27 protein-coding genes and 1 pseudogene are annotated in these 24,020 nt (G+C 69.8%); 13 read left to right on the forward strand and 15 right to left on the reverse strand.

What is annotated here, in order from left to right; genetic code table 11:
- Window positions 1-5 precede the first annotated feature (5 nt).
- The gene (locus HKK74_RS09415; RefSeq protein ID WP_187242725.1) at window positions 6-692 is read left to right on the forward strand and encodes a response regulator transcription factor; all 687 of its coding nucleotides are present in this window, start codon (window positions 6-8) and stop codon (window positions 690-692) included.
- Window positions 689-2,143: a sensor histidine kinase gene (locus tag HKK74_RS09420; RefSeq protein WP_187242726.1), complete on the forward strand. Its 1,455-nt coding sequence runs from the start codon at window positions 689-691 to the stop codon at window positions 2,141-2,143. Before HKK74_RS09415 ends, HKK74_RS09420 begins: the two co-directional genes overlap by 4 nt.
- A 51-nt stretch (window positions 2,144-2,194) precedes the next feature.
- On the opposite strand, the gene HKK74_RS09425 is transcribed toward HKK74_RS09420, so the two are convergent.
- On the reverse strand, window positions 2,195-2,641 hold the full coding sequence (locus tag HKK74_RS09425) for a MerR family transcriptional regulator (protein ID WP_187242727.1): 447 nt from the start codon (window positions 2,639-2,641) through the stop codon (window positions 2,195-2,197).
- Window positions 2,642-2,722: 81 nt separating this feature from the next.
- Between HKK74_RS09425 and HKK74_RS09430 the strand changes: the two genes are divergently transcribed.
- Window positions 2,723-3,772: an aldo/keto reductase gene (locus HKK74_RS09430; RefSeq protein ID WP_187242728.1), complete on the forward strand. Its 1,050-nt coding sequence runs from the start codon at window positions 2,723-2,725 to the stop codon at window positions 3,770-3,772.
- A 60-nt stretch (window positions 3,773-3,832) separates the two neighbouring features.
- Here the strand turns inward: HKK74_RS09430 and HKK74_RS09435 are convergent, their stop codons facing one another.
- A complete protein-coding gene (locus tag HKK74_RS09435) occupies window positions 3,833-4,510 on the reverse strand; it encodes an SDR family oxidoreductase (protein WP_187242729.1) in 678 nt (225 codons plus the stop codon).
- Window positions 4,511-4,767: 257 nt separating this feature from the next.
- Between HKK74_RS09435 and HKK74_RS09440 the strand changes: the two genes are divergently transcribed.
- The 3 genes from HKK74_RS09440 to HKK74_RS09450 all read left to right on the forward strand — a co-directional run bounded on the left by HKK74_RS09440 (window position 4,768) and on the right by HKK74_RS09450 (window position 6,968).
- The gene (locus HKK74_RS09440; protein ID WP_187242730.1) at window positions 4,768-4,968 is read left to right on the forward strand and encodes a DUF2795 domain-containing protein; all 201 of its coding nucleotides are present in this window, start codon (window positions 4,768-4,770) and stop codon (window positions 4,966-4,968) included.
- Between the two features lie 206 nt (window positions 4,969-5,174).
- Window positions 5,175-6,452 (forward strand): acyltransferase family protein, encoded by a 1,278-nt coding sequence (locus HKK74_RS09445; RefSeq protein WP_187242731.1) that lies wholly within the window; start codon window positions 5,175-5,177, stop codon window positions 6,450-6,452.
- Window positions 6,453-6,581: 129 nt separating this feature from the next.
- Entirely contained in the window at window positions 6,582-6,968 is a 387-nt protein-coding gene (locus HKK74_RS09450; RefSeq protein ID WP_187242732.1) for a VOC family protein, read from the forward strand.
- Between the two features lie 48 nt (window positions 6,969-7,016).
- On the opposite strand, the gene HKK74_RS09455 is transcribed toward HKK74_RS09450, so the two are convergent.
- The 3 genes from HKK74_RS09455 to HKK74_RS09465 all read right to left on the reverse strand — a co-directional run bounded on the left by HKK74_RS09455 (window position 7,017) and on the right by HKK74_RS09465 (window position 9,629).
- Window positions 7,017-7,280, reverse strand: a complete 264-nt coding sequence (locus HKK74_RS09455; RefSeq protein ID WP_187242733.1) for a DUF6189 family protein — start codon at window positions 7,278-7,280, stop codon at window positions 7,017-7,019.
- A 449-nt stretch (window positions 7,281-7,729) separates the two neighbouring features.
- Window positions 7,730-9,049, reverse strand: a complete 1,320-nt coding sequence (locus tag HKK74_RS09460) for an acyltransferase family protein (RefSeq protein WP_312881370.1) — start codon at window positions 9,047-9,049, stop codon at window positions 7,730-7,732.
- Window positions 9,050-9,296: 247 nt separating this feature from the next.
- Window positions 9,297-9,629, reverse strand: coding sequence for an ArsR/SmtB family transcription factor (locus HKK74_RS09465; protein WP_187242735.1), 333 nt, complete (start codon window positions 9,627-9,629; stop codon window positions 9,297-9,299).
- Window positions 9,630-9,768: 139 nt separating this feature from the next.
- On the opposite strand from HKK74_RS09465, the gene HKK74_RS09470 reads away from it, so the two are divergent.
- A complete protein-coding gene (locus tag HKK74_RS09470) occupies window positions 9,769-10,230 on the forward strand; it encodes a nuclear transport factor 2 family protein (protein WP_187242736.1) in 462 nt (153 codons plus the stop codon).
- Window positions 10,231-10,382: 152 nt separating this feature from the next.
- On the opposite strand, the gene HKK74_RS09475 is transcribed toward HKK74_RS09470, so the two are convergent.
- Both HKK74_RS09475 and HKK74_RS09480 read right to left on the reverse strand, forming a co-directional pair.
- Complete coding sequence (locus HKK74_RS09475; protein ID WP_187242737.1) at window positions 10,383-10,613, reverse strand: hypothetical protein; 231 nt, start codon at window positions 10,611-10,613, stop codon at window positions 10,383-10,385.
- A gap of 179 nt (window positions 10,614-10,792) precedes the next feature.
- Window positions 10,793-11,167, reverse strand: coding sequence for a VOC family protein (locus HKK74_RS09480; protein ID WP_187242738.1), 375 nt, complete (start codon window positions 11,165-11,167; stop codon window positions 10,793-10,795).
- A gap of 367 nt (window positions 11,168-11,534) precedes the next feature.
- Here HKK74_RS09480 and HKK74_RS09485 point away from each other — a divergent pair.
- Window positions 11,535-11,705, forward strand: a pseudogene (locus tag HKK74_RS09485) (response regulator transcription factor); the annotation flags it as partial.
- Between the two features lie 158 nt (window positions 11,706-11,863).
- Here HKK74_RS09485 and HKK74_RS09490 read toward each other — a convergent pair.
- Window positions 11,864-12,733 (reverse strand): alpha/beta hydrolase family protein, encoded by an 870-nt coding sequence (locus HKK74_RS09490; protein WP_187242739.1) that lies wholly within the window; start codon window positions 12,731-12,733, stop codon window positions 11,864-11,866.
- A gap of 238 nt (window positions 12,734-12,971) precedes the next feature.
- Window positions 12,972-14,219: an MFS transporter gene (locus HKK74_RS09495; RefSeq protein WP_187242740.1), complete on the reverse strand. Its 1,248-nt coding sequence runs from the start codon at window positions 14,217-14,219 to the stop codon at window positions 12,972-12,974.
- 123 nt (window positions 14,220-14,342) lie between these two features.
- Between HKK74_RS09495 and HKK74_RS09500 the strand changes: the two genes are divergently transcribed.
- Window positions 14,343-15,311, forward strand: coding sequence for a LysR family transcriptional regulator (locus HKK74_RS09500; RefSeq protein WP_187242741.1), 969 nt, complete (start codon window positions 14,343-14,345; stop codon window positions 15,309-15,311).
- 22 nt (window positions 15,312-15,333) lie between these two features.
- Here the strand turns inward: HKK74_RS09500 and HKK74_RS09505 are convergent, their stop codons facing one another.
- From HKK74_RS09505 to HKK74_RS09530, 6 genes are all read right to left on the reverse strand, one after another.
- Window positions 15,334-16,083: a CoA-transferase subunit beta gene (locus HKK74_RS09505; RefSeq protein ID WP_187242742.1), complete on the reverse strand. Its 750-nt coding sequence runs from the start codon at window positions 16,081-16,083 to the stop codon at window positions 15,334-15,336.
- On the reverse strand, window positions 16,080-16,904 hold the full coding sequence (locus HKK74_RS09510; RefSeq protein ID WP_187242743.1) for a CoA transferase subunit A: 825 nt from the start codon (window positions 16,902-16,904) through the stop codon (window positions 16,080-16,082). The genes HKK74_RS09505 and HKK74_RS09510 overlap by 4 nt, the downstream gene beginning before the upstream one ends.
- 106 nt (window positions 16,905-17,010) lie before the next feature.
- Window positions 17,011-17,856: an IclR family transcriptional regulator domain-containing protein gene (locus HKK74_RS09515; protein ID WP_312881371.1), complete on the reverse strand. Its 846-nt coding sequence runs from the start codon at window positions 17,854-17,856 to the stop codon at window positions 17,011-17,013.
- 47 nt (window positions 17,857-17,903) lie between these two features.
- Window positions 17,904-18,677 (reverse strand): SDR family NAD(P)-dependent oxidoreductase, encoded by a 774-nt coding sequence (locus tag HKK74_RS09520; RefSeq protein WP_187242744.1) that lies wholly within the window; start codon window positions 18,675-18,677, stop codon window positions 17,904-17,906.
- Between the two features lie 19 nt (window positions 18,678-18,696).
- The gene (locus HKK74_RS09525; protein WP_187242745.1) at window positions 18,697-19,479 is read right to left on the reverse strand and encodes an SDR family NAD(P)-dependent oxidoreductase; all 783 of its coding nucleotides are present in this window, start codon (window positions 19,477-19,479) and stop codon (window positions 18,697-18,699) included.
- Window positions 19,476-20,363 carry a TIGR03619 family F420-dependent LLM class oxidoreductase gene (locus HKK74_RS09530; RefSeq protein WP_187242746.1) on the reverse strand — a complete coding sequence of 296 codons (888 nt, stop codon included), beginning with the start codon at window positions 20,361-20,363 and terminating at the stop codon, window positions 19,476-19,478. Before HKK74_RS09530 ends, HKK74_RS09525 begins: the two co-directional genes overlap by 4 nt.
- Window positions 20,364-20,669: 306 nt before the next feature.
- Here HKK74_RS09530 and HKK74_RS09535 point away from each other — a divergent pair, with 306 nt between their 5' ends.
- Genes HKK74_RS09535 through HKK74_RS09550 form a run of 4 tightly spaced genes read left to right on the forward strand, consistent with a single transcriptional unit; the run spans window position 20,670 to window position 24,017 of the window.
- On the forward strand, window positions 20,670-21,593 hold the full coding sequence (locus HKK74_RS09535) for a VOC family protein (protein ID WP_187242747.1): 924 nt from the start codon (window positions 20,670-20,672) through the stop codon (window positions 21,591-21,593).
- Window positions 21,590-22,387 carry an amino acid ABC transporter ATP-binding protein gene (locus HKK74_RS09540; RefSeq protein ID WP_312881372.1) on the forward strand — a complete coding sequence of 266 codons (798 nt, stop codon included), beginning with the start codon at window positions 21,590-21,592 and terminating at the stop codon, window positions 22,385-22,387. The genes HKK74_RS09535 and HKK74_RS09540 overlap by 4 nt, the downstream gene beginning before the upstream one ends.
- The gene (locus HKK74_RS09545) at window positions 22,387-23,115 is read left to right on the forward strand and encodes an amino acid ABC transporter permease (protein ID WP_187242748.1); all 729 of its coding nucleotides are present in this window, start codon (window positions 22,387-22,389) and stop codon (window positions 23,113-23,115) included. The genes HKK74_RS09540 and HKK74_RS09545 overlap by 1 nt, the downstream gene beginning before the upstream one ends.
- Window positions 23,116-23,165: 50 nt before the next feature.
- Window positions 23,166-24,017 carry a substrate-binding periplasmic protein gene (locus HKK74_RS09550; RefSeq protein ID WP_187242749.1) on the forward strand — a complete coding sequence of 284 codons (852 nt, stop codon included), beginning with the start codon at window positions 23,166-23,168 and terminating at the stop codon, window positions 24,015-24,017.
- The last annotated feature ends 3 nt before the right edge of the window (window positions 24,018-24,020 follow it).

Consider the following 24,020-nt stretch of genomic DNA (forward strand, 5'->3'; position numbering starts at 1 on the left):
CCTCGATGACCGGACCCCGGATTCTCGCCGTCGACGACGACCCCGCCATCCTGCGTTCGCTGCGGCGCGGACTGCGGCTGGAGGGCTTCGGGGTGGAGGTCGCCGACTCCGGTCGGCGGGCGCTCGAACTGGCCGGCAGCGCCGATCCCGACGCGATCGTGCTCGACGTCTCCATGCCCGGCCTGTCCGGGATCGAGGTGTGCGCCGAGTTGCGGGCGCGCGGCGCCGAGGTGCCGGTGCTCATGCTGTCGGCCCTCGACGAGGTGGCCGACCGGGTGGCCGGTCTCGCGGCAGGTGCCGACGACTACGTGGTGAAGCCGTTCGACCTGGCTGAGCTGGTGCTGCGGCTGCGCGCCCTGCTGCGCAGGGCGGGCCGCGAGCCCGGCGGCGTGGTACGGGTCGGCCCGCTCACGGTCGACCCCACGGCCCGCCGAGTCACGCTGAACGGCCGCGAGGTCGAGCTGACCCGGCGCGAGTTCGACCTGCTGGAGGTGTTCGCGGGCAACGCGGGCCTGGTGCTGTCCCGCCCGGTACTCCTGGACCGGGTCTGGGGCTATGACTTCGAGGTCACCGGCAACGCCGTGGACACCTTCGTCGGCTACCTGCGGCGCAAGCTCGAGGCCGCCGGTGAGCCGCGCATGCTGCACACCGTGCGCGGTGTCGGGTTCGTGCTGCGGGACGAGCGGTCATGAGACTGTCGACCCGGTTCGCCGTCTGCGTCGCCCTGCTCGTACCGCTCCTCGTCCTGCTGGCCGGGATCGCCATGCTGCGCCTGGCCTCCCACGACCTGCGCGCCGAACGGGACAGGCACCTCACCACGCGGTTGCGGGCGCTCGTCCCGATGGCGACGGTGTACGCGCGGCGGGCCCGGCCGGTTTCCAAGATCTCGCCGGACGCCGCCGCACAGCGGCTGGCCGGGGCGGCCCTCGGCGCGGAGGCGCCGGGCGGCGTCTATCTGTACGTTCCCGGCGCCGAGCCCTTCACCATCGGCACCGTGCCCTCCGTCATGCCGCCCGCCGGGACCGGCGGCCCGGCCACTTTCACCGCCGACGGCGCCGCCTGGCGGTACGTCGCCGCCGACCTGGCACTGCGCCGCAGGAACGGCGACCGGGCGCGGGTCTGGATACTGGAGCCGGAGCAGCGGCTCGCCGGGCAGCTGGACCTGCTGCGCCGGCGCCTTGCACTCGTGACGCTGGCAGCGGTCGGCATGGGGGCGGCGGTCGGCTTCGCCCTCGGCCGCTTCGCGGTGCGTCCCCTCGCCGTGCTGACGAGACAGGCCCAGTCGCTCGACCTGCCGTCCGGCAGCGCCGCCCGGCTCGGGACCGACTCCGGCGTGAGCGAGATCGACGAGCTGGCCGCCCTGGTCAACGAACTCCTGGGACGCCGTGACGTGGCGGTCGCGCGCACGGCCGAGGCGCTGGAGGCGGCGCGCGCCTTCGCCGCCACCGCGGCGCATGAGCTGCGGACGCCGCTGACCAGCGTCAGCACCAACCTCACGCTGCTGGACCATCCCGACCTCGAGCCCGCCGAACGGGCGGAGATCATCGCCGATCTGGTCGCCGAGCACGTCCGGATGCAGCGGCTGATCACCATGCTGCGGGAACTGGCCCGCGGCGAACTTGCCGACGCCGCCACGTTCGCCGCCGACGTCGAGCTCACCGAGGTCGTGGCCACCGCCGTCGAGGACGCCCGCCGCCGGCAACCGCATGCGACCATCACCTGCCCGGTCGACGGTGAGGTACGGGTCCGCGGCTGGGAAGAGGGGCTCCGCGTCATCGTGCACAACCTGGTCGACAACGCCGCCGTTCACGGAACCGACGGACGGGGTCATGCCGATATCACCGTGACGCTGACCCCGCAGGGCCCGGCCGCGCTGCTCGCCGTACAGGACGCCGGACCGGGCATCCCCGCGGCCGAGCGCGTTGCGGTCTTCGGCAGGTTCCACCGCCGCGCCGGAAGCCCCGGCTCCGGTCTCGGGCTCACTCTCGTACGCCAGCAGGCCGAGCGGCACGGCGGGAGCGTCACCGTGTCGCAGCCGGCCACCGGCATCGGCACCCGGATCGAGGTCCGGCTGCCGATGGCGGGTCCACCCGGCGGAGAGCCACCGGAGGTCCGCTCGTGGCTGACGGCGCAGCGCCATTAGCCACACCGCCACTGCTCTCGGCCGAGGCGGCAGGTGACGTCGGCGGTTCGCTCAGCCTGGGTCGGCCCGGTCCGCGTCCGGCGGCCGGGACGGCGCGTTGCACCTGTCGCCGGGGGCGCCGTGGCCGACGATGTCCTCGTACACCCTGATCTTGTAGCTGATCAGGTCGAGGCTCTTGCTCAGCCGGCCCATCTGAGCGGTCACGCGCTCATGGTGGTGGCGTAGCACGGTGAGCCGCTGCTCCTCGTTACCGGCTCCCTGCCTGACCAGCTCGGTGTACTGGCGGATGGCGGGCAGCGGCATGCCCGAGGCGCGCAGGACGGTGCAGAGGGTCAGCCATTCCACGTCGTCCTCGCTGTAGACACGACGCCCGCCGAGGTCACGGTGCACGGGGTTGGCCAGGATGCCCTCGTGCTCGTAGAAGCGCAGCGTGTGAATGCTCAGTCCGGTGCGGTCGGCGACCTGTCCGATGCTCATGCTCGGTGTGGTCTCCGCCATGCCACCCAGGATAGGGCTTGACCTAGAGCCGACTCTAGGGCCTAGTGTGCGGCGCGACTTCGACAGCAAGGGAGCACGCTCATGCGTTACCGCACCCTCGGCGGCACGGGCATCGAGGTGAGCGTCCACTGCCTGGGAGCCATGATGCTCGGCGCCGTCGGCAACGGCGACCACGACGACTGTGTCCGCATCATTCACGCCGCGCTCGACCAGGGGATCAACTTCGTCGACACCGCGGACATGTACTCCGCGGGAGAGTCGGAGGAGATCGTGGGAAAGGCGCTCCGGGGCCGCCGTGACGACGTCGTACTCGCCACCAAGGTGCATTTCCAGATGGGGGAGGGCCGCAACCGGCGCGGCAACTCGCGGCGCTGGATCGTCAGGGAGGTCGAGGACAGCCTCAGGCGCCTCGGAACCGACTGGATCGACCTCTACCAGGTCCACCGGCCTGACCACACGACCGAAATCGAGGAGACCCTCTCCGCGCTCAGCGATCTCGTGCACCAGGGGAAGATCCGGGCGTTCGGCTGCTCGACCTTCCCGGCCGAGGACATCGCCGAGGCCTACCACGTTGCCGAGCGCCGCGGCCTCCAGCGGTTCAGGACCGAGCAGCCGCCCTACTCGCTGGTCGCCCGCGGCATCGAGGCGTCGGTGCTCCCGGTCTGCCAGCGGTACGGGATGGGCGTGCTGACCTGGAGCCCGCTCGCCTCGGGGTACCTCTCGGGCAAGATCCGGAAGGACCGGCCGATCGACCTGTCCACGGGCCGTGCCGCGCTGACACCCAAGCGCTTCGACCCGTCGATACCCGAGAACGTCGTCAAGCTCGACGCGGTGGAGAGGTTCGCCGAGCTCGCCCAGGACCTCGGCTGCTCTCTGCCCGAGCTTGCCGTCGCCTTCGCCGCCGCCCACCCCGCGGTCACCTCCGTCATCATCGGGCCGCGCACGATGGAGCAGTTGGAGTCGCTGGTGAAGGGCGCCTCGCTGACCCTGGACGACGCGGCGCTGGACCGGATCGATGAGATCGTGCCGCCTGGCACCGACCTGTACCACCCGGACGGGGCCTGGACCCCGCCGGTACTGGCCGATGCCGCGCTACGCCGCCGCCCACTGACCGACCGCGCCGCCGGCTGATCGCCGCGCGGACGTCGGCGAATGCGACGGCGACGCGGATGGGTCCGGCCATGATCATCGTCACGGCCAGGAGGACTCCTGGGACGGGCAGATGACGAGCTCGCGCAGTTCACATCCGGCCGGCTGGACCAGCGCGAACAGGACCGCCGCGGCCACGTCCTCGGGCCGGTTGAGCTTCGCGTCGGGAGGGGGCCGGTACTGCTCGTCGCGGCTGTCGAAGAAGGCGGTGTCCATGCCGCCCGGCACGAGGAGCGTCACCCCGATCCGCCCGGCGGTCTCGACCGCGAGCGCCCTGGTGAAGCCCACCACGCCGAACTTCGCGGCGCAGTAGGCGGTGGCGTCGCTGACCGCGCGCAGTCCGAGGGTGGACGCGCACGTGACCACCCGGCCGTTGCCGGCCGCGGTGAGGTAGGGCAGCGCTGCGCGGACGACGGCGACGGTCCCGAGCAGGTTGACCCGTACCACCCGTTCCCAGTCGTCGGCGGGCACGGTGCCGAGCATGCCGCAGGCGTCTATGCCGGCGGCCGTGACGACGGCGTCCAGGCCGTCGGCGTGACGGGCGAGGGAGTGCACGGCGCGCTCGGCCGCCCGCCGGTCGCACAGGTCGGCCTGGATGTGCTCGACGGTTACCTGTGGCAGATGGCGGTCGAGGACAAGGGGCCGTCCACCGTGCTCAAGGACCTTGCGGGCGACGGCCGCGCCGAGTCCTGAGGCGCCGCCGGTGATGAGGACTCTCATGGTTGGCTTCCCTTCGGCCGAGCACGCCCGCCGCCGCTGTCGCTTATATGGCATTTGTCGCCCTTGGGGCCTGTGCTAAACCAACGATTGCACAAATTTGAGACGCTTCGCCGCTGACCCTTTAGTAAGCCCGAAATAGGCAAAACCACAGGTCAATGGGCATATGTCCCATCGCCTCGGGTATGCGTAAGAAGGCACTCGGGTATCGAATTCGCACGCGAGAGTGCACCGTTTTTCCGCATCCGAAAGGAGCAGTAATGGGGAACAACCGGCCTTCATTCATTGAAGTCCAGAAGCACCTCTCCGGAATGGACTATCCGGCGACGCGCGACCAGCTCGTCGAGCACGCGAAGAAGAGTGGAGCCTCTGAGGGCATCATCGAATCGCTGCGCAGGCTTCCCGAGCGTGAGTTCGACGGGCCGAACGCCGTCAGCAAGGAGATGACCAAAGTCTCTTAGCGGAGGTGCCGTGGGTCGGGCCGGGCACGCTTGGGGGCGGACAACTGCGAGATCGCAGCGGAAAGGCGGTGATCTCGCAGTTGTTCGCGTTAGCGGCGAATAGACTGCCTTGCGACTACGCGAGGACGCCGCGTGAGTGTTAAGTAAGTGATTGCACTAAAAATCACGAGTGTCGCAAACGCCGCTCTACCACTATGGTGTCTTTGATGTCCTCCTCGCCCCTGGAACCGCGCACTGCGCATCCTCCGGTGGGTGCGTCCGCGGGGTCGGCCCGGCTGCTGTGGCTCGACGTACTGCGCGGGGTCGCGGCGTTGACCGTGGCCCTGCATCACGCGACGTATTACTACACGCCCCAGATGCGGGCCGCCGAGGTATTCGCGTGGTTCAACCCGGGCACGTACGGCGTTCTGGTGTTCTTCCTGATCAGCGGCTACATCGTCCCAGCGTCCCTGGAGCGGCACGGCCGGGTGCGCGACTTCTGGATCGGGCGGTTCTTCCGGATCTATCCGTTGCTGACCGTGGTGTGCTTCGTGGGCATCGTGCCGTACCTCCTGGGGGTCCGGGGGCTGCGGCTCGACCTCGAAGAGCACGACCCGGTGATCGCCATCCTGGCCCACGTCACGATGCTGCAGGATGTCCTGGCCGTGCCCAACACGATCAACGTGCTGTGGACCCTCTCGTACGAGATGGCGTTCTACCTGCTGATCGTCGGGTTCTTCGTCGTGGGCGTCCACCGGCGGTCGGTCTTGATCACGGCGTCGCTGGCCGTCGCCGCACTCGTCCTCGGCGCCGAGATCCCCTGGGGGTCGGTGTCGCGGGCCGCCGGCGTCGGGCCGACGGTCGTGTACACGGCCGTCCTGCTGACACTGGCGATCATGGCCTCCATGTCCCGCAAGGCCCCGCTCATGGTCGCGGGCGGAGTCTTCGGCGGCGTCCTCGCGATCGTGCTCGTCGCCGTGAACAGCCGGGTCGGCTCGTGGGAAGGGCTGATGATCCTCGCGGTGATGTTCACCGGCACCCTCGTCTACCGCGTGGAGCACGGCCAGGCCGGCAAGGGCCCGGCGGCGCTGAGCGTAGTGACCGTGCTGGCCGGCGCGGTGATCTTCGGCCCCGTGAACGTCCTGCTGGCCGCACTGACCTTCGCCGTCGCCATGATGCTGAGGCACCGCCGGATGCCGCGCCCGCTGATCGGCCTCGGTGTCATCAGCTACTCGGTTTACCTGCTGCACATGGTGCTGATGATGATCTACGACCAGCTCGCCGGTCCGCCCGAGCGTGACGACTATCTGAAGCTGGTGATCTTCACGGGCGTGCTGCTCCTCGTGAGCTGGATCACGCACCGTTGCATCGAGGCGCCGATGCAGCGCCTCGGCCGGCGCCTGGCCCGCCGTCTGCGCTCCGATGCGGCGCGTCCGGTCACCCGGGCGGGCGGCGATGGGCCGGCCCTGGCTCCGGCCGGCGCGGCCGGCACGCCCACGGTTTGACGGTACGGGCGGGATCCGCCGCCGCGGCCGATCGACGCGTTCCGACCCCCATTTTCGCCGAGCCGTGACACGGCGGATCTCGCCTTCCGGGGTATGTCACTAGACAGCGGAGGTGAGGAGGCACCCACGATGTCCGTGCAGCTCAACCACACGATCGTCGCCGCCCGTGACAAGAAGGCGGCGGCGGCCTTCCTGGCCGATGTACTGGGGCTCCAGGTCGGCGCCCCCTTCGGCCCTTTCGTTCCCGTTCACACCGGGAACGGCGTCACCCTCTACTTTCTGGACTCCGACGCGGAGGAGATCGCCTCGGAGCACTATGCGTTCCTGGTGTCAGAGGAGGAGTTCGACGGCATCTTCGAACGGATCCGCCAGGCCGGGATCTCCTACTACGCCGACCCCGCCCACCAGGAGCCGGGACGGATCAACCGTAACGACGGCGGACGCGGCGTCTACTTCGACGACCCGAACGGGCACAACCTGGAGGTCATCACCCGGCCGTACGGCAGCGGCGGGTGAGTGCGACGGCAGGTCGGCGGCTGCGCTCGGGAACCGGCCGCCGCGCCGTCAGTGTCGCATGTCGAGGTCGTGGAGCGGCCCGGTCGGCAGGCTCAGCGCCTCGAGCGCGGCTCGTAACTGGTCGCGTTCCTCCGCCGTGACGGGCTGGTTGTGGGCGTGCAGCGAACCGATCAGGTCGTCGAGGACCTGCTGCCACTGCCCGCCGCTGGCGGCGATGCTGATCCGCTGCAGGGCACGGTCGGGCAGCCGGTCGGTGAATCGCTCTGGCAGGCACCGGATCGCCCGGGCCAACTCGCGGTGCTCCACTCTCATGGTCTCGCAGGTCGACCCGCGGCGCCCTGGACGCCAAGCCCTGATCGATAGTGAACGCCGGAGCGTTTGCACCAGCTCATGCCTAGGCATCCCGCACCTCCCGGTCTATCGCTGCCCACCCGTCGTTATCACGATAAGTGTATGCTCCATTGCGCTATGTAGTGAGACCGGGGGGTGCCCTATGTCGTGCCGCGGCGCGCGGCGATCGCGACGAACGAGAGATTTCCGCCGAGAAGTTTCCGCGGCGACCCGGATCCTGATCGCCGTTCCCAACGTCGGAGGACTGTGAGCACGGGCGTCCTCGAGTATCCGGGCGGGCATGCCGGGAGCGCGACCGGACGGCATGCGCGCCCGAGTCCGGGGCGGGGACGCCCGGATGACGTCGTACGGCCTGGTACCCGCCGGAGCAAGGGCAGCCGGGCCGTACGACCCATCACCGCTCCGGCGGCTCAGGCGACCTCGCGCGACGCGCGGCCCGAGTGCTCGTCGCTCCGGTCGGCACGGGCGTCCGCCGGGCCGTCGCCGGCCGCTCGGACGTGGGCCGGCCGGGCCGCGTCGGCTCCGGGCTCTGGCCATCGCGCACCGGATGAGCGGGCGAACCGGCGGCCGAGTCGTTGCATCGGCTTCTCGACGTAGCGGAAGGCCACGGCGCTCAAGGTGATCACGATGGTCACGATCATGCCCGCCCAGCCCACCCGCTCGACGGCCGACAGTGCCGCCGGATCGCCGATCAGCCGGCGGGCGACCTGCAGCGGCAACTGGTGCAGCAGATAGACGGAGTAACTGATGACCCCGAGCCAGGTCAGTGCCCGGGGCATCCTCCGACGGTGCGACACGAGCGCCACGGCGAAGGTCAGCCACGCCGCGGCGATGGCGGCCGGCCACCCCCACGGCAGGGTCTCGCGGCCGTCCGGCACGCCCCAGCCGGCCGCGAGACGGATCCCGGCCGCGATCGTGAGCACTGGCACCAGGAGGACGACGAGCAGATCCGCCGGCCGGCGACGCGGCCCTCTGTGCCGGATGCGGTGAATCGCCGTGCCCGCGAACATGGTCGCCATGATCGAGAAGCTTTCGACGGCGCCGACGCGGCTGTTCAGGGCGAGCAGCGCGAGGGCCGTCCCGGCGATCAGCGCGACGCCCCAGGGGCGCAGGCCCGGCCGGCCGCTCAGCACGGCCGAGAGCCCGGCGAGCAGCAGCACGCTCACCGCCGCGATGGCACCGGTGCCCCAGCGGATCGAGAGCGCGTACGCGGGAAGCGCGAGGCCCAGCGTCAGCGACGCCATCGCGAAGCCGAGGGCCGCGGTCGAACTCGCCCGATGCACTCCCGCGGCGAACATGGCGGTCACGAGCAGGTAGAAGACCATCTCGTACGACAGCGTCCAGAACACGTTCAGGACGTTCGGGACTCCGAGCAGGTCCTGGAGCATCGTCGTGTGGGCCAGTGCCGACATCCAGGGGTGCTCGGACAGCCGGTCCGGCAGCGTCCAATAGACCTCTGCCAGCGCGAAGACCAGGCCGATCGCCGCCGCGACCGCCCAGAGTGGATAGAGGCGGAACACGCGGCCGATCCAGAACTCCCGCACGCTGCCACGCCGTTCGAGGGACGCCGGTATGACGTAACCGCTCACGATGAAGAACACGAAGACGCCGTAGCGGCCGAAGTCGAACCAGGGACTCGCCGTCCGGCGCACCTCGGGCAGCAGCGCGTCCAGCAGGTGTTCGAAGAGCACCGCGAGTACCGCCACGCCACGTAGGGCGTCGAGCCACACCAGTCTCTCGCGAGGCGGGGTTCCGGTCGGAGGAGTCGGGGAAGTCGGAGGAGTTCTGTTCTGCGTGACGGCGGGCGAGGCGATCAGTTCCTCCAAGCACGGGGATCACGAAGCGCGTCCCACCGTAACGGTGGTCCGTGACTCTCCCGGGAGCCACTTCCGCTCCTGCCCAGTGCTCTGTGGATCTCACCTCTCGGACGTGAGAGGCATGTCACACCTGCGACGTACCCCGTCGGCCGTTCCGCCGTCAGGCGTCCTGGGGCCGGTCGTCGGAGTCGGGCATGGTGTCCAGGTGCCGTTCGAGCGCGTCGAGGCGTCCCGCCCACATCTCCCGGTAGCGCCGCAGCCACGCGTCGACCTCCATGAGAGGCTCGAGCCGCAGCTCATAGACGCGCCGCTGCGCATCGGGACGGATCCGGACCAACCCGGCCTCACGCAGGACCTTGAGGTGCTTGGAGGTCCCCGGCTGGGTGAGCCCCAGCTGTTCGACCAGCTCACCGACCGGTCTCGGCCGTTCGAGCAGCAGGTCGAGGATGCGGCGGCGGTTCGGTTCGGCCAGTACGGCGAATGCGGTGCTCACCAAACGATCATAACCGATGGCGAATATAGCCGACAAGACATATAGCGTGCCCATGGACCGCGTCGGCTCTTCTAGGATGGAACGCGAGTTCTACGCCGGGTGATCTGTTCACTACCGTGTGCTGACGAAGGAGTGCTCGATGACCGCCGGTCGGCCGCCCTATCCGCCGTTCGACGAGGCCACCGCCGCGCAGAAGGTCCAGGCGGCGGAGGACGCGTGGAACACCTGCGACCCCGTACGGGTGTCGCTCGCCTACACCGAGGACTCGGTGTGGCGGAACCGGGATCGCTTCGTCACCGGGCGCGAGGCCATCGTGGCGTTCCTCACCGAGAAGTGGGAGCGCGAGCTCGACTACGCGCTTCGCAAGGAGTTGTGGTCGTTCGGCGGCGACCGGATCGCCGTGCGGTTCCAGTACGAGTGCCACGACGCCACCGGCCAGTGGTGGCGCAGCTACGGCAACGAACTCTGGGAGTTCGGCGACGACGGCCTGATGCGGCGCCGCGAGGCGAGCATCAACGACGTGGCCATCAGTGCGGACGAGCGGCGCATCTTCGGCCCGCGCCCCGACTCCGAGCGTGGAGCCTCGATCCCGCTCCGGTGAGTCGCCGCCGCCCCGGTCAGGGCATCAGCGACGCGGGCAGCACGACCACCTCGAGGGGAGCGTGGCCGTTGTACTCCAGCCCGTGCTGTATGGCAATGGCGTCCGAGGCGGCCGCAGCGCGACCGCCGTGGGCGAGGCCGGGCCCCCCGACCTCAGAACGACCACCACCCGAAGGCGAGATGGCCCGTGAGCCACACCCCGCCGATCAGCAACAGGCCCCTGCCGATCCAGGTCGCCACCGTCGGCCGGCGGTCACGCACCCTGAACACCCGCCACACGAACTCCGACAGTGTGTCGCCGGGCCGCTTGTCACGGAGTGCGAGGCCCTCGAGTGTGGCGAACGCCGCGATCCAGACGATCCACAGCACGGTCCAGACGCTCATGGCTTCCCCGATTCAACTGATCTCGCGGTGCTCGCCGCGCCTCCCAGTGAACGGCACCGCGACGGGGCGTGGGTGCCGCGAGCGTGGCCGGTTCACGCCATCGGGCTCTTCACGCCATCGGGCTCTTCACGCCATCGGGCTCTTCACGCTCGGCGAGCCGCGGCGCCGGGCGCGTTTTTTCATGGCGCCAGGGAGGTGAGGTACGCCTCCTTGTCGAGCTGCACGATCTGCAGGAGATTGCCGTCCGGGTCGGTCAGGGTGCCCAGCAGCGCATGCTCGCGTTCGTGGACCTCGGCGAGCCATGACACCCCCATGGCGTCGAGGTGCTCGGCGAGGGCGCGGGCGTCCTCGACGAGGAAGTTGAGAATCGTGCGGCCGGGTTCGGGGTTGCCGTCCGCGACGTCAGTGCGGTGCTCGATCCGCAGCCAGACCCCGCCGAAGTCGATGTGCTCGTCGCCGGTGTCCTCGGGTGCCAGCGCGGAGCGGTACCACGCGTACAGCCGTTCGGGGTCGGGGCTGCCGAGGACGATGCTGAAGAGCGCGGGTGCCGCCATGGTCTCCTTCTTCCTGATGTGCTGGGCCGGCAGACGTTGTGACGACCGCCGGGCCGCCGAGGAATCGGCCGGGATCCGGCCGGCCGCCGTTCGCCGTCGGACGGCTCCACCTCGCGCTCACCGGGACGGCGCGGATCAGGCGTCTCGCCGGGGCCACGGCCTCATCGGGATGCGCGAGCGCGCCATGATGTACGGAGGGGTCTTCTCCGCGGGGCCCGGGCCGCGAGGCGGCTTCCGGGTGTCCGCCCTCCTTCCGTACGAAGCCGCCTGACCGATGGGACAAGGGCATTGAGCGAGCCGACCCGCGTGCTCGTCGCGGACGACCAGGCGCTGCTGCGCGGCAGCTTCCGCGTGCTCATCGACACCACTCACCCTCATCGCCCGCGGCCTGTCCAACACCGAACTGGCCGAGCACCTGCACCTGAGTCTCGCCACCGTGAAGACCCACGTGGGCCGCCTGCTCGCGAAGCTCCAGGCGCGTGACCGCGCACAACTCGTCATCATCGCCTACGAGACGGGACTGGTCCGCCCGGCGTGAGCCACGTCGCGGGGCGCAGACCACCGAATCGCGGTCGGCGGGGGACAGTGACCAGGCTGAACGCCTCTGGGAAGAGGACTCGGCGGCCTAGTCGAGAACCACCGGGAAAGCCGATGGCGGCCATGCCTGGGGCATGGCCGACATCGGGGTTCCCGGGATCAGGAGTGCGGGCAGGTGTCGCGGTAGTCGGAGATGTCGCCGGTGACGGGGGGCGGCGGGCACAGGAACTGGTCGTATCGGGTGTCGTCGTCGATGAACCGCTTCATCCAGCTGATCATGTACTTCGCCATGGTCGTGTTGGCGGACTGCGGGAAGAAATGGCTGGCGTTGTTCAGTTCCAGGTAGGCCTTGTCTGGGGTGTTGGACAGGCTGTTGTAGAAGGGGATGGCGTGCGAGGAGACCGAGGCGACGCTGTCGCTCTCCCCGCCGATGATCAGGGTCGGGGTGCGGACCTCGGGCCAGGTCTTGTCGCTGTTCCAGGGGGCGAGGGGGATGGCGGCCTGCAGTGACGTGCGGTCCTTGGCGGCCTCCAGGCTGCCGCCACCGCCCATCGAGTGACCGGCGACGGCGAGGCGTGAGGCATCGATCCGGGTGCGTACCGAACTGCGCTGCGTGAGGTAGTCCAGGGCGGCCAGGAGCTGGTCGCCCCGGCTGGCGGGCTGGTCGTAGGTGGAGTTCGTCTCGATGCCGATCACGACGAAGCCCTGCGAGGCCAGGCGCGGGCCGAGCCAGTCCAGGCTGGACCAATAGGCGGTGAAGCCCGGCGAGATGGCGATGGCGCCAAATGTGCCCTCACTCGTCGAGGTGGGGTAGTAGATGACACCGCCGCCGAAGCCCGTCACGCTCAGACTCGAGACGGTGGTCTGGGAGGTGGCGAACGGACCGCGTACGGCCGTCACGCTGGACTCCGTCGGGGCCGGACCGCGCTCGTACGGATTGTCGGCCGCCTGGGCCGCGGGCGCGGCTGCCAGGCCGGCAGTGAGGGCCGCGCCGGCGCACAGAAGTCCGAGTGACCTCTTCAGGAGCATGGCTGTCCTTTCGCAGACGATCCCGCGGCGCGGGTCGCCGCGAGTGCCGCGGTCGAGCGGGATCGGCCCCCCATCACCGGCCCCACCCGCGGGCTCGTCACGAGTGTGTTGCGGACCTGCTACGCGGGCATCGGTGAAATCACCGGCCGCCGAGTCCCGGCGAAAGAACTTGTGGCCCGACTGAGCGCGACGGCGTGCGGAATGGAGCCGGTCACAACCGGCGGGGCGTTGCGGTGAGTCATGCGGATCGGACGTCTTCGGACGGTGATGCCGCCACGGGGTCGGGCAGGTGCTCTTGCTTGGGCAGCAGGAGGGGGGTGGCGAGCAGGAGGATGCCGGAGATGGTGATTGCGGCAAGCGGGCTGGTGAGTGTCGCGAGCACGCCCCAGATCACCATGAGGGTGGCCTGGGTGAGTTTGCTGCTGATGCTCCATGCGCTGAGGACTTGGGCGGCGCGGTCGGCGGGAGCGCGTAGCAGGCGTTCTGTCGCGTTGATGGGGTTGAAGATGCCCATGCAGACGATCAGCAGGCCTTCCACGACGATCACCGTGAGAAGGCCGGCGATGCCGGGTTGTGTGAAGGCGAGACCGAGCGGGAAGATCGAGCGCAGCCATCCGGTGACGATCATGACGCGGTGCCGCCCGTAGCGGGCGACGAGGCGCGCGGAGAGGCGAGCTCCGGCGAAGCCTCCGAGGCTTGGAATGCCGAAGGCGAGACCGTATTGCCAGGCCGAGAAGTGGTACTGCCCGAGAAGCAGCACGGCCAGGAGCGGGCCGGCAGCCATGATCAGGCCGCCGACGGTCATGGAGTTGAGGAACAGACGCCGCATTACCCGGTCGTGGAAGATGAACCGCCAGCCGGTCAGGAAGTCGGCGGCGCGCAGCCTGGTGGCTGGGTCGCGGGGTGCCGCGACGTCGCCTCCGCGGATGCGGAGGACCCCGAGCGCGGAGAGCAGGTAGCTGAGGGCATCCGCCGTGACGGTGATGACCGGGCCGAGCACCCCGATGAGCGCTCCGCCGAGCGGCGGCCCTGCCGCGGTCGCCACCCAGGTCGTGCCCTCGAATCTCCCGTTCGCGGTAAGGAGCTGATCGCTGCGGACGAGGTGTTTCAGGTACGCGCCGGAGGCCGCGGTGAAGACGATGCTCGCGGTTCCTGAGATGACCGAGACAACGAGTAGCTGGCCGTAGGACAGCAGGCCGAGGAGGTACGCGATCGGGACGCTCGTCATGGCCAGGAAGCGGATCAGGTCCATCGCGACCATGACCGGGCGCTTGGCCCGGTGCTCGATCCACGGTCCGAGTGGGACCGCGACGATCGCGGCACCGGCAAGGCCGGCGGCTGCCAGGAGCGAGACGGCGAATGCCGGGGAGTGCAGCACTCGAACCGCGATGAGCGGGAACGCTCCGAAGGCGATGCACGTGCCGTAGGTGCTCACTGCGTAGGCCGACCACAGCCAGCCGAAGCTGCGTCCCAACCGCACGCGCATGCGACTCCTTCGCGACAACCAATGTGTGGGCCTGTGAACCACATCAGCCGCTCCAGAGCGCGATCAAACAACCGGCTCACCGGCGCGCCACAACGATCGGTTGGGCACCCATAGGCTGGATCAGTGGATACCGAGGCGGTGCGATCGTTCGTCCGCGCCGCCGAGCTCGGACAGCTGCAGCGGGCGGCAGACGAGCTCGGCGTGACGCAGCAGGCCGTCTCGAAGCGGATCGCTGGTCTCGAGCGCGAGCTCAGCGTCCGCCTGTTCACGCGCACCGCCCGAGGGGTCGAGCTGACGCTCGACGGACAGGCGTTCCTCCCGCACGCCCGGAACATCGTCGCGGGTGTCGATCGCGCCGTCACCGCGATCAGACCGGGCTCGCGGGCCCTTCGGGTCGACGTTCTCGGCCTGCGATCCGCGCAGGCCGTGATCCTGCACGACTATTGGCGGTCGCATCCCGAAATCGACCTCGACGTGGTGACCCTCAGAGTCAACGACCCGCGCGCGGCGGTCGCCGCCGTTCAAGCAGACGATGTCGACGCCATGTTCCGCACGATCACTGACCCCGCCGCGCTGCCGCGCGACGTGCAGATGATCCGCGCGTTCGACTCTCCGCTGGAACTTCTCGTCGGCCCCGGCCACCCGCTCGCCTCAGCGCGAACAGTGACACCGGCCCAACTGCGCAGGCATCGAATCTGGGTGCCGGGTATCGCGCCGCGAAGTGAATGGGCCGAGTTCTACGATCAGCTCACCACCTACTTCGATCTCCGTGTCGACGCCGCGGGTCCGAACTTCGGCAACGAGGTACTCCTCGACATCCTCGCGGACTCCGCCGACGTCGCCACCCTCGTCGGTGCGCGCGACCGGTACATCTGGCCGACGAACTACGACGTACGCCGCATCCCGATCGTGAACCCGACGCTCGCCTACCCGATCTCGCTCATCTTGCCCAGAACGAATCCGCACCCAGGACTACGGGCGATCATCAACCACTTCGGAAGCCTGGCCCCTCTCCCCGACACGACATGGCTCCCGTCCTGGGCGGCGACCCCACATCGCCGTGACGGTGACATCACCCCCCACCGCCACTGACACTCACAAGCCCAAGCAACAGCTAGGCGGCCTTGAGCGCGCGCAGGGCGGAGAGCTCGGCGTCGGTCGGCGGCACGGTCGTGCCGATGGCGTCGGCGGTCTTGAGCGGCCAGCCGGTGGCGGCGCGGGCCTGTTCGACGGTGACGTCCGGGTGCAACTCGGTCAGGACGAGCTCGGCGGTGCCGGTGTCCGGGCGCAGGATGCCGAGGTCGGTGATGACGGCGACGGGTCCCCTGCCGCGCAGCCCGAGGCGTTCGCGGTCGCCGGCGCCGGAGCCGTGGCCCACCGAGGTGACGAAGTCGAGCCGGTCCACGAAGTTGCGGGTCGAGTGGCGCAGCACGATGAGCACCTCGCCGCAGTTGGCGGCGATCTCCGGTGCGCCTCCGGCGCCGGGCAGGCGGCCTTCCGGCCGGTCCGGTCCGCGGTCGACGACGGTGGTGTTGATGTTGGCGTGCCGGTCGAGCTGCGCCGCACCGAGGAAGCCGACATCGATCCGGCCGGCCTGCAGCCAGTAGTTGAACATCTCCGGTACCGACACCACGGCGTCGGCCGTCTCGGCGAGCTCACCGTCGCCGATGGACAGCGGCAACCTGGTCGGCTTGGCGCCGAGGGCTCCCGACTCGTAGATGAGGACCAGGTCGGGGCGGATGGTGCGGCGCGCGAGATTGGCCGCCGTGCTGGGCAGCCCGATGCCGACAAAGCACGTCTTCGCCGTGGCGAGGGCACGGGCCGCGTTGACCGTCATCAGCTCGTCAGGGGTCCAGCCGGTCATCGGAGCGACGTCCCTTCGGTCGTCAGGACGTTCTCCCGGATCCAGGCCGCGAAGCGCTCGCGGTCGCGGGCGATCGGGTCCCATGCCTGGTAGAAGTCGTTGTCGCGGACCGAGTACCCGGCCGCGTACGAGGGGTGGGCGCCACCGGGCACCCGCGCGACGGCGGTGACCACCCAGTGCGGCAGGACGACGGCCCCGGGACGCGAATCCAGCCGATCGACGAGTTCCTCGACCGTGACCAGCACCCGCTTCGCGGCGAGCGCCGCCTCCTTCTGCACGCCGGTCAGCCCCCACAGCTGGACGTTTCCGTCGCGGTCGGCCCGCTGGGCGTGGATGACGGTGACGTCGGGGTTCAGTGCCGCGACCGCGGCGAGTTCCTCGCCGGTGAAGGGGCAGACGACGGTGGACACGGTGTCCGTACGGTCCGGCAGCGCCGTGCCGCGGTAGCCGCGCAGTACGGCGAAGGGCAGTCCGGACGCGCCGGCGACATAGCGGTTGGCCATGCCGGCGTGGCTGTGCTCGTCGACTTCGAGGGGGCGCGGCCAGCCGTTCTCGACCGCGTCGCGGAAGCGGTGCAGCGACCCGACGCCTGGGTTGCCGCCCCAGGAGAAGACCAGCTTCCGGACGAGACCGGCACCGATGAGCTGGTCGTAGATGACGTCGGGCGTCATCCGGACCAGGGTCAGGTCGGTGATGCCCTGCCGGATGACCTCGTGCGCGGCGGCGAACGGGATGAGGTGGGTGAAGCCCTCCATGGCGACCGTGTCGCCGTCATGGATCAGCTCGGCCACCGCGTCATGGAGCGTGCGGATGTCAGTCATGTCTCTCGTTCTCGTGCCGGGGCCATCTGGCAGAGCGCAGGCGACGGCCCCTGTTCCCAGGCCGCCTCCGGTTTTCCGGCGACCCCGGTTTCCAGGCAGAACCCGGTCAGTCGGTCCAGTTGAGCGAGTGGCTCAGGCCGAGTTCGATGTCGACGGCCGCCTGCTGCACCATCGGGACCAGCGCCCGCATCTCCTCGACCGACTTCCGGCCGATGTGCGTGGAGAGGTTGATCGCCGCGCGGGCCCGCCCCATGCGGTCCCTGACCGGGACGGCGATGGCGACCAGGCCCTCCTCGAGCTCCTGGTTGACGAGCGCGTAGCCCTCCTCGCGCACCTTCCTCAGCTCGGCCCGGAACTCGTCCTGATCGGTGATGGTGCGGGGCAGGACCGGCGTCAGCTCGTAGGTCCGCAGGTACTCCTCGAGGTCGGCCGGTGGCAGGTTCGCCAGCAGGACCCGTCCCATCGCCGTCGCGTTCGCCGGACGCCGGGCGCCGACGTTGACCGAGATCGTCATCAGCGCCGGCCCGGGAACGCGCACGACGTAGACCACGTCGCCGCGGTCGAGGATCGATCCCTCGCTGGCCTCGCCCGTCTCTGCGACCAGCTTCTCCAGGCGCGGCAGCGCGATGTCCGGGAACGACAGCGCCGACAGGTACGAGTAGCCGAGCTCCAGGACCTGGGGGGTGAGCTCGTACCGGTTGTTCTTGCCGTACACGTAGCCCAGCTCGCACAACGTCAGCAGGAAGCGGCGCACGGCGGCGCGGGTCAGCCCGGCCTCCTGTGCGATCTCGGAGACGGTCATCGACGGGCGCTCGGCGTTGAACACACGGATGATCGCCAGTCCGCGTTCCAGAGAGCGGACGAAGTCGCGTGACCGCTCGTCGTCGCCCGCGGGCTGGTCGTCCAACTCGCCGCCGCCCTTCACATCGACGGACGGTGAGACCGGAACCACGTGATGACCTCCTGGGATGTACGACGGGGCGAACGCCCGCCGATCGGCTATCGGATGTAAGACGCACCGTTGACGTCCAGTGTGGCCCCCGTGAGACTAGGCCATCCGCCGGTCGCGAGAAAGGCGACGAGTGACGCGACCTCGTCGGCCTCGACCAGGCGGCCCATCGCCAGACCGTCCGCGACCGCTCGGCGGGCGGATTCGTCCTGCCCGGCGATGGCCATGCCGGTGTTGACGGCCCCCGGCGCGAGTATGTGGACGAGCAGGCCCTGCCGGGCGAAGTTGCGCGCGAAGGTCTGGGCGAGGTTTCGGATCGCGGCCTTCGACGCCGCGTACGCCGTGAGGTCGGGTAGCCGCGAGCCCTGCTCCGCCGCCCAGCTCGACAGCACGATGATCGTCCCGGATCCGCGTGCGACGAAGTGGCGGACCGCCTCGCGCATCAGGGCGCCCGCGCCGATGACGTTCACCTGCAGGGCCTCCTGCCATCCCGCGTCCCAGACCTCGTCCGGTCCGTCGATCGGCGTGTCGGGGTTGACGGCGGCGTTGAGCACCAGCACGTCGACGTCCGGACCCCAGGTGAGGGCCGAGCGCCACAGGTCGCGGGCGGCGGCGGGCGTCGTGAGGTCGGCCTGCAGGACCAGCCTCCGGTCGGCGGGGAGCGTTTCGAGCGCCCGCTCGGCGCCCTCGCGCTGCGTGCGGTACTGCGCGATGACGTTGGCGTTCGCGCTCGCGAGTGCGCGCGCGGTCACCGCTCCGATGCCGCGGGACGCGCCCGTGAGCAGCACGGTGCGACCGGCGAGCGCGTTCTGGTCGAGATACACCTGACTCCTCAGGGGTTCGCTAGTGGACTCCGCCGTCGACATTGATCAGCTGGCCGGTGATGGCCGAGGACAGATCGCTGGTGAGGAATGCGATCGTGTCGGCGACCTCGGCGGTGGTGGCGATCCGGCCGAGCGCGGTGGCCCGGGCCACCTGCTCGAGCGCTTCGTCGACCCGCAGACCGGTGGCGGCCCGGCGGGACGCCATGCGCGATCGCAGCGCCTCGGTCGCGATCGGGCCCGGTGCCACGGCGTTGACCCGGATCCCCGCCGGCCCGAGCGCGAGCGCCGCCGACCGGACGATGCCGAGTGCGGCGTGCTTGCCGGCGGCGTAGGACGTGATGTTCGGGTCTCCGCGCCAGGAGTTCAGCGAGGCCACCACCGTGATGGTCGCACCCGGTCCGAGCAGGGGAGACGCATGTTTGATCGTGCAGGCGACGCCGCGCGCGTTGACGGAGAGCACCCGGTCGAAGTCGGCGAGATCCAGCTCCGCCGGACGCTGCCAGGACGGGACCACTCCGGCGGCGGCCACGACCGCGTCGACGCCGGTCAGCAGCCGGGCCGACTCGGCCATGGCGGAGCGGGTCGACTCCTCGTCACGTACGTCGACCGGTAGCGCGTGCCAGCTCTCCGGCGGTGCGCCGCCGGCGAGAGCGGCGGGCAGGTCGAGCACCACGCCGCGCGCCCCCATCTCGGCGAACCGCCGCGCGACGGTCGCGCCGATGCCGTTCGCGCCGCCCGTGACGATCACGCGCCGTCCGGCCAGCAGCGTGCCGGCCGCCGGCGTGGTGGACGAGGCGGTCATCGGGCGCTCACGGCGTCGCGGAGCACCGCGTGGTCGGAGCCGGCGTCGCCGTCGAGGGGGTCGACGTCGACGATGACCTCGTCGACACCGGCCGCGCCGAGCGCACCGATCCGGCGGGCGATGTCGGCGGCCCGGCCGGCCGACGAGACGATCCTGAGCACGACCCGCAGGGCCGACGGGTCGCGCCCCGCCGCCGAAGCGGTCGAGCGGATGGTCGCGATCTCATCGGCGAGCCGGCCCGGATCGAGTTCGGGGGCGGCCTGCTGGGCCAGCCAGCCGTCGCCGAGCTGCGCCGCGCGCCGCAGTGCGGTCGGGGAGTGACCACCGACGTAGAGCGGAACGGCGTGTGCGGGCGTGGGCAGCACCACCGTGTCCGGCGGCAGGTTGTAGTGCGTCCCGGAGCGGGCGGCGGGCCGCCCCGTCCAGCATTCGCGCAGGAGAGTGATCCACTCGACCATGCGGGCGCCACGCGTGTCGAAGGGCGTGTCGAGGGCGTCGAACTCCTCCCGCAGCCAGCCCGCGCCGATGCCCAGGGCGACGCGTCCGCCGGACAGCGCGTCGATGCTGGCGACCTGCTTCGCGAGCAGCACCGGGTTGCGCTGCGGGAGGACGAGCGCGGCCGTTCCGAGCCGGACCCGCTCGGTGACCGCGGCGGCCGCGGCCAGTGAGACGAGGGCCTCGAGGTACGGGGTGTCCGTCGGCCAGGTGGCCCTGCCGTCGGCCGCGAACGGATAGCGCGATTCGATGACGTCCGGCAGCACCACGTGGTCGCTGACCCAGAGGGAGTCGAACCCCGCCAGCTCCAGATCGCGCGCGCTGCGGGCCAGGGACGCCGGCGCGGCGCTGCCCGTGTGGGGGAGCTTGACGCCGATCCGCATGGTCATGGGAGACCTCTCTCTGCCGCGCGCCCGGCCCGGCATCGCGCGGATGCGGCGGATAACGGGACGACCTCGTACGCCGGTGCGGCGTGGGACGGCGTGATGGCCGCGATGTTATTGACAGACTTTCTGTGCGTCAAGCGCACAATTGCTCGCTATGAGGAGTCTTGTACGTCTTGCGCGCATCAGAACGATATGCGAGCATCTCCCGCAACGCATCGGCGGGCCGGCTCGTGCCGACGTTTGGGCTGGTCAAGCCACTGGGAGGTCGCGGAATAGATGGTAACCACCACTCGCAGACATGGAACGCTGATGGGGCTGGACCACATCGGCATCGGCGTCTCGGACATGACGGCGTCGCTCGCGTTCTATGCCGAACTGGGGTTCACCGACGTCGCCTTCGACTACACGGGCCCGCTGCCGGGACTGTCCACGGTGACCGGATACGACGACACCGAGGCGCGGGTGGTCCTCCTCCGCACGCGCAACCCGACGGTCCTCGGCAGAGCGTCGATCAAGCTGGTGCAGACCACCGGCCGGACCCCACCGCCGGCCCCCGAGGGGCAGGCCTGGGGTGAGCCCGGGATCTGTGAAGTCTGCGTGCACGTCAACGGCCAGAGCGACTTCTACCGCGACCTCGTCGCACGCGGGCACACGGGACTGATGGAGCCGAACGAGGCCGACCTCCCGCCGTACCAGACCCACTGTGGCCTCTCCTATGTCGCCGATCCCGACGGCGCGAAGATCGAGCTCATCGAGTGGTCGACGCTCGAAGCGGGCTGGCCGGTCGAGCCCGGCCCGCAGGGCGTCAACCACGTGGCGTTCGGCGTGGCCGACCTCGAGCGCACGCGGCGCTTCTACCAGGGGCTCGGCTTCACCGGGCAGTTGTTCGAGTCCGACGGCCACTTCGAGCCGATGCACCCGTGGTTCCATCCGCGCACCCCGCCGCGCCAGCGGATGACGCTGCTCACCAGCCCGTACGGCGGCGCCCTCGAACCCGTACAGCACTTCCCGCCGTCACCCGACATGCGCGGGGAGTGGGGACACATCGGCACCTACGAGTTCGCCGTGGGCGCGCGATGTATCGACAGCGCGCTGGAGTACCTCGCGGCCGAGGGCATCGCCCTCGTCGGCGAGCCGGCCACGATCGACCTCGGCGGCGGGGCCACCTGGCGCTACGCCTACTTCCAGGACCCCGACGACCTGTACGTCTGTGTCACGGAGGTCCGCGCGTGAGCGCGGGCGACGAGACTCCGCGCGCGAGCGCGGCGGACAAGATCGCACCGATCGTCGAGTTGCGCGGCATCCGCAAGTCGTTCGGCGACCTCGAGGTCCTGTGCGGCATCGATCTGGAGATCTTCTCCGGCGAGCACGTCGTGATCTTCGGGCCGTCCGGCTCGGGAAAGTCGACGGTGCTGCGCAGCATCAACCTGCTCGAACCGCCGACCTCGGGCTCGCTCAAGGTGGCGGGGACCGAGTACGGCCCGGGCCTGCCGGGTGAGCGGGTGACCCGCCGGGGAAAGGCGCTGGACCTGCGCCGCACCGTCGGCATGGTGTTCCAGCAGTTCAATCTGTTCCCGCATCTCACCGCGCTCGACAACGTGGCCCTGCCACTGCGATCGGTACGCGGGCTCAAGCGGGCCGACGCGCAACTGAAGTCGGCCGAGGCCCTGCGCCGGGTCGGGCTGCTGCAGCGCGCGGGCCACTACCCGCAGCAACTGTCCGGGGGGCAACAGCAACGCGTCGCGATCGCCCGCGCGCTGGCCCTCGACCCCGAGGTGATGCTCTTCGACGAGCCGACCTCGGCACTGGACCCCGAACTGGTGGGTGAAGTGCTCAAGACGATGCGAGAGGTCGCCGAGGCCGGGATGACGATGGTCGTGGTCACCCACGAACTCGGCTTCGCCAGGGAGATCGGGGATCTGAACGTGTTCATGGAGGACGGCGTGGTCGTCGAGAGCGGCCCGCGCGGGTTCTTCGAGAACTGCACGAGTGCCCGCGCCCGCGAGTTCATCCTGGCGGTGCGCTGATGTACGACTGGGGACTCATCTGGGACAACCACAGCGCCCTGCTGAACGGCCTGCTCGTCGCCCTGGAGGTGTCGCTCTGCGCCGTGGTCATCTCGATCGCGGGCGGCCTGCTCCTGGCGATCATGCGGATGTCGCGACCGCCCATCTCCTACATCGCCGTCGTCTACATCAACGTCTTCCGCGGGGTGCCGGCCCTGGTCAGCGTGATCTGGGTGTACTTCGGCGTCTCGCTGCTGCTGGGCGTTGACTTCAGCGTCTTCCAGGCCGGCGTGATCGCGCTGTCGTTGCTGTACAGCGCGTTCATGGCGGAGATCTTCCGGTCGGCGCTCAGCGCCGTCCCAGCCGGCCACCGTGAGGCCGGTCAGGCCCTGGGCATGCGGCCGATCCGGGTGTTCTTCTCGGTCATCCTGCCCCAGGCGATCAAGATCGCCCTGCCGAACATCGGCAGCATGTACATCGGCATGGTGAAGGACACCTCGACCTTCACCGTGATCGGGCTGCTCGAGGTCGTGCGGGTCACGCAGAACGTGGTGTCCCAGACCTTCCAGCCCTTCGTGCTCTACACGGCCGCCGCGGCGATCTACGTACTCGCGGCCTTCGTCATCGACCTCGTGTTCCGCCTCATCGAGAACGGCTACGCCAGCCCGCCCAGCGGGGCGATGGCGCGGGCCCTGCGCTCTCGCAAGCGGCGGCGCATCAAGCAGCTCATGGCCGACCTCGGCTCATGAGGCTCCACCCCCTCTCCAACCCTCGCCTTCAGCATCGAAAGAGGAAGCCCGTGCCCAGAATCGTGAAGTCGTGGTCGGCGGTGAGACGCACCGCCCTGGCAGGTGTCGCCGTCATGTCCGCCCTGGTCCTCGTGGCGTGCGGGGGGTCGGACTCCTCCGGCGGTGACGGCGACGGCGCCGGCCTCAACCGGGCCGGAACGCTCACCGTGGGGATGAACCTGCAGTTCAAGCCAGAGATGTACCTGGACGCTGCCGGCAAGCCGGCCGGCTACGACGTCGACCTGCTCAACAAGCTCGCCGCCGAGCTGGGCGTCAAGCTCGACATCCAGAACCTGGACTTCAACGGGCTCATCCCGGGCCTGCAGAGCAAGAAGTTCGACCTGGTCTCGGTCGGCCTGTCGGCGACCGAAGAGCGTAAGAAGGTCATCGACTTCACCCGCGCGTACGTTCCGTACACCAGTGTGCTGGCGGTCGGGCAGAACGACACCTCACCGGCGACGGTCGAAAGCTACAACGTCAAGGGCAAGGTCATCACGGCTCTGCAGGGCTCCACGGGTGAGCAGCTGGCCAAGAAGTCCTTCCCGCAGGCCAAGGTGACGAGCTTCAGCGACCAGAACGCTGCTCTGCTCCAGGTGGCGACGGGACGCGCCCAGGGCACCGTCGTCGAGGACTACATCCTGGCGCAGTACCAGAAGAGCAACGCGAACCAGGTGAAGAAGGCCGCCCTGCCGAAGCCGCTGGACCTCTCCTACGGCGCGTGGGCCGTGCAGAAGGGCAACGGCACGCTGCAAACGAAGCTGGACGCGTTCCTGTGCAAGGTGCAGAAGGACGGCACGCTCGGCCAGCTGTACCAGAAGAACTTCGAGGTGTCGGAGTTCCCGGTCATGCCGGAGGGCTGCTGAGCA

The organism is Actinomadura alba, assembly GCF_014323705.1.
GTDB classification, from domain to species: Bacteria; Actinomycetota; Actinomycetes; order Streptosporangiales; family Streptosporangiaceae; genus Actinomadura_C; species Actinomadura_C alba.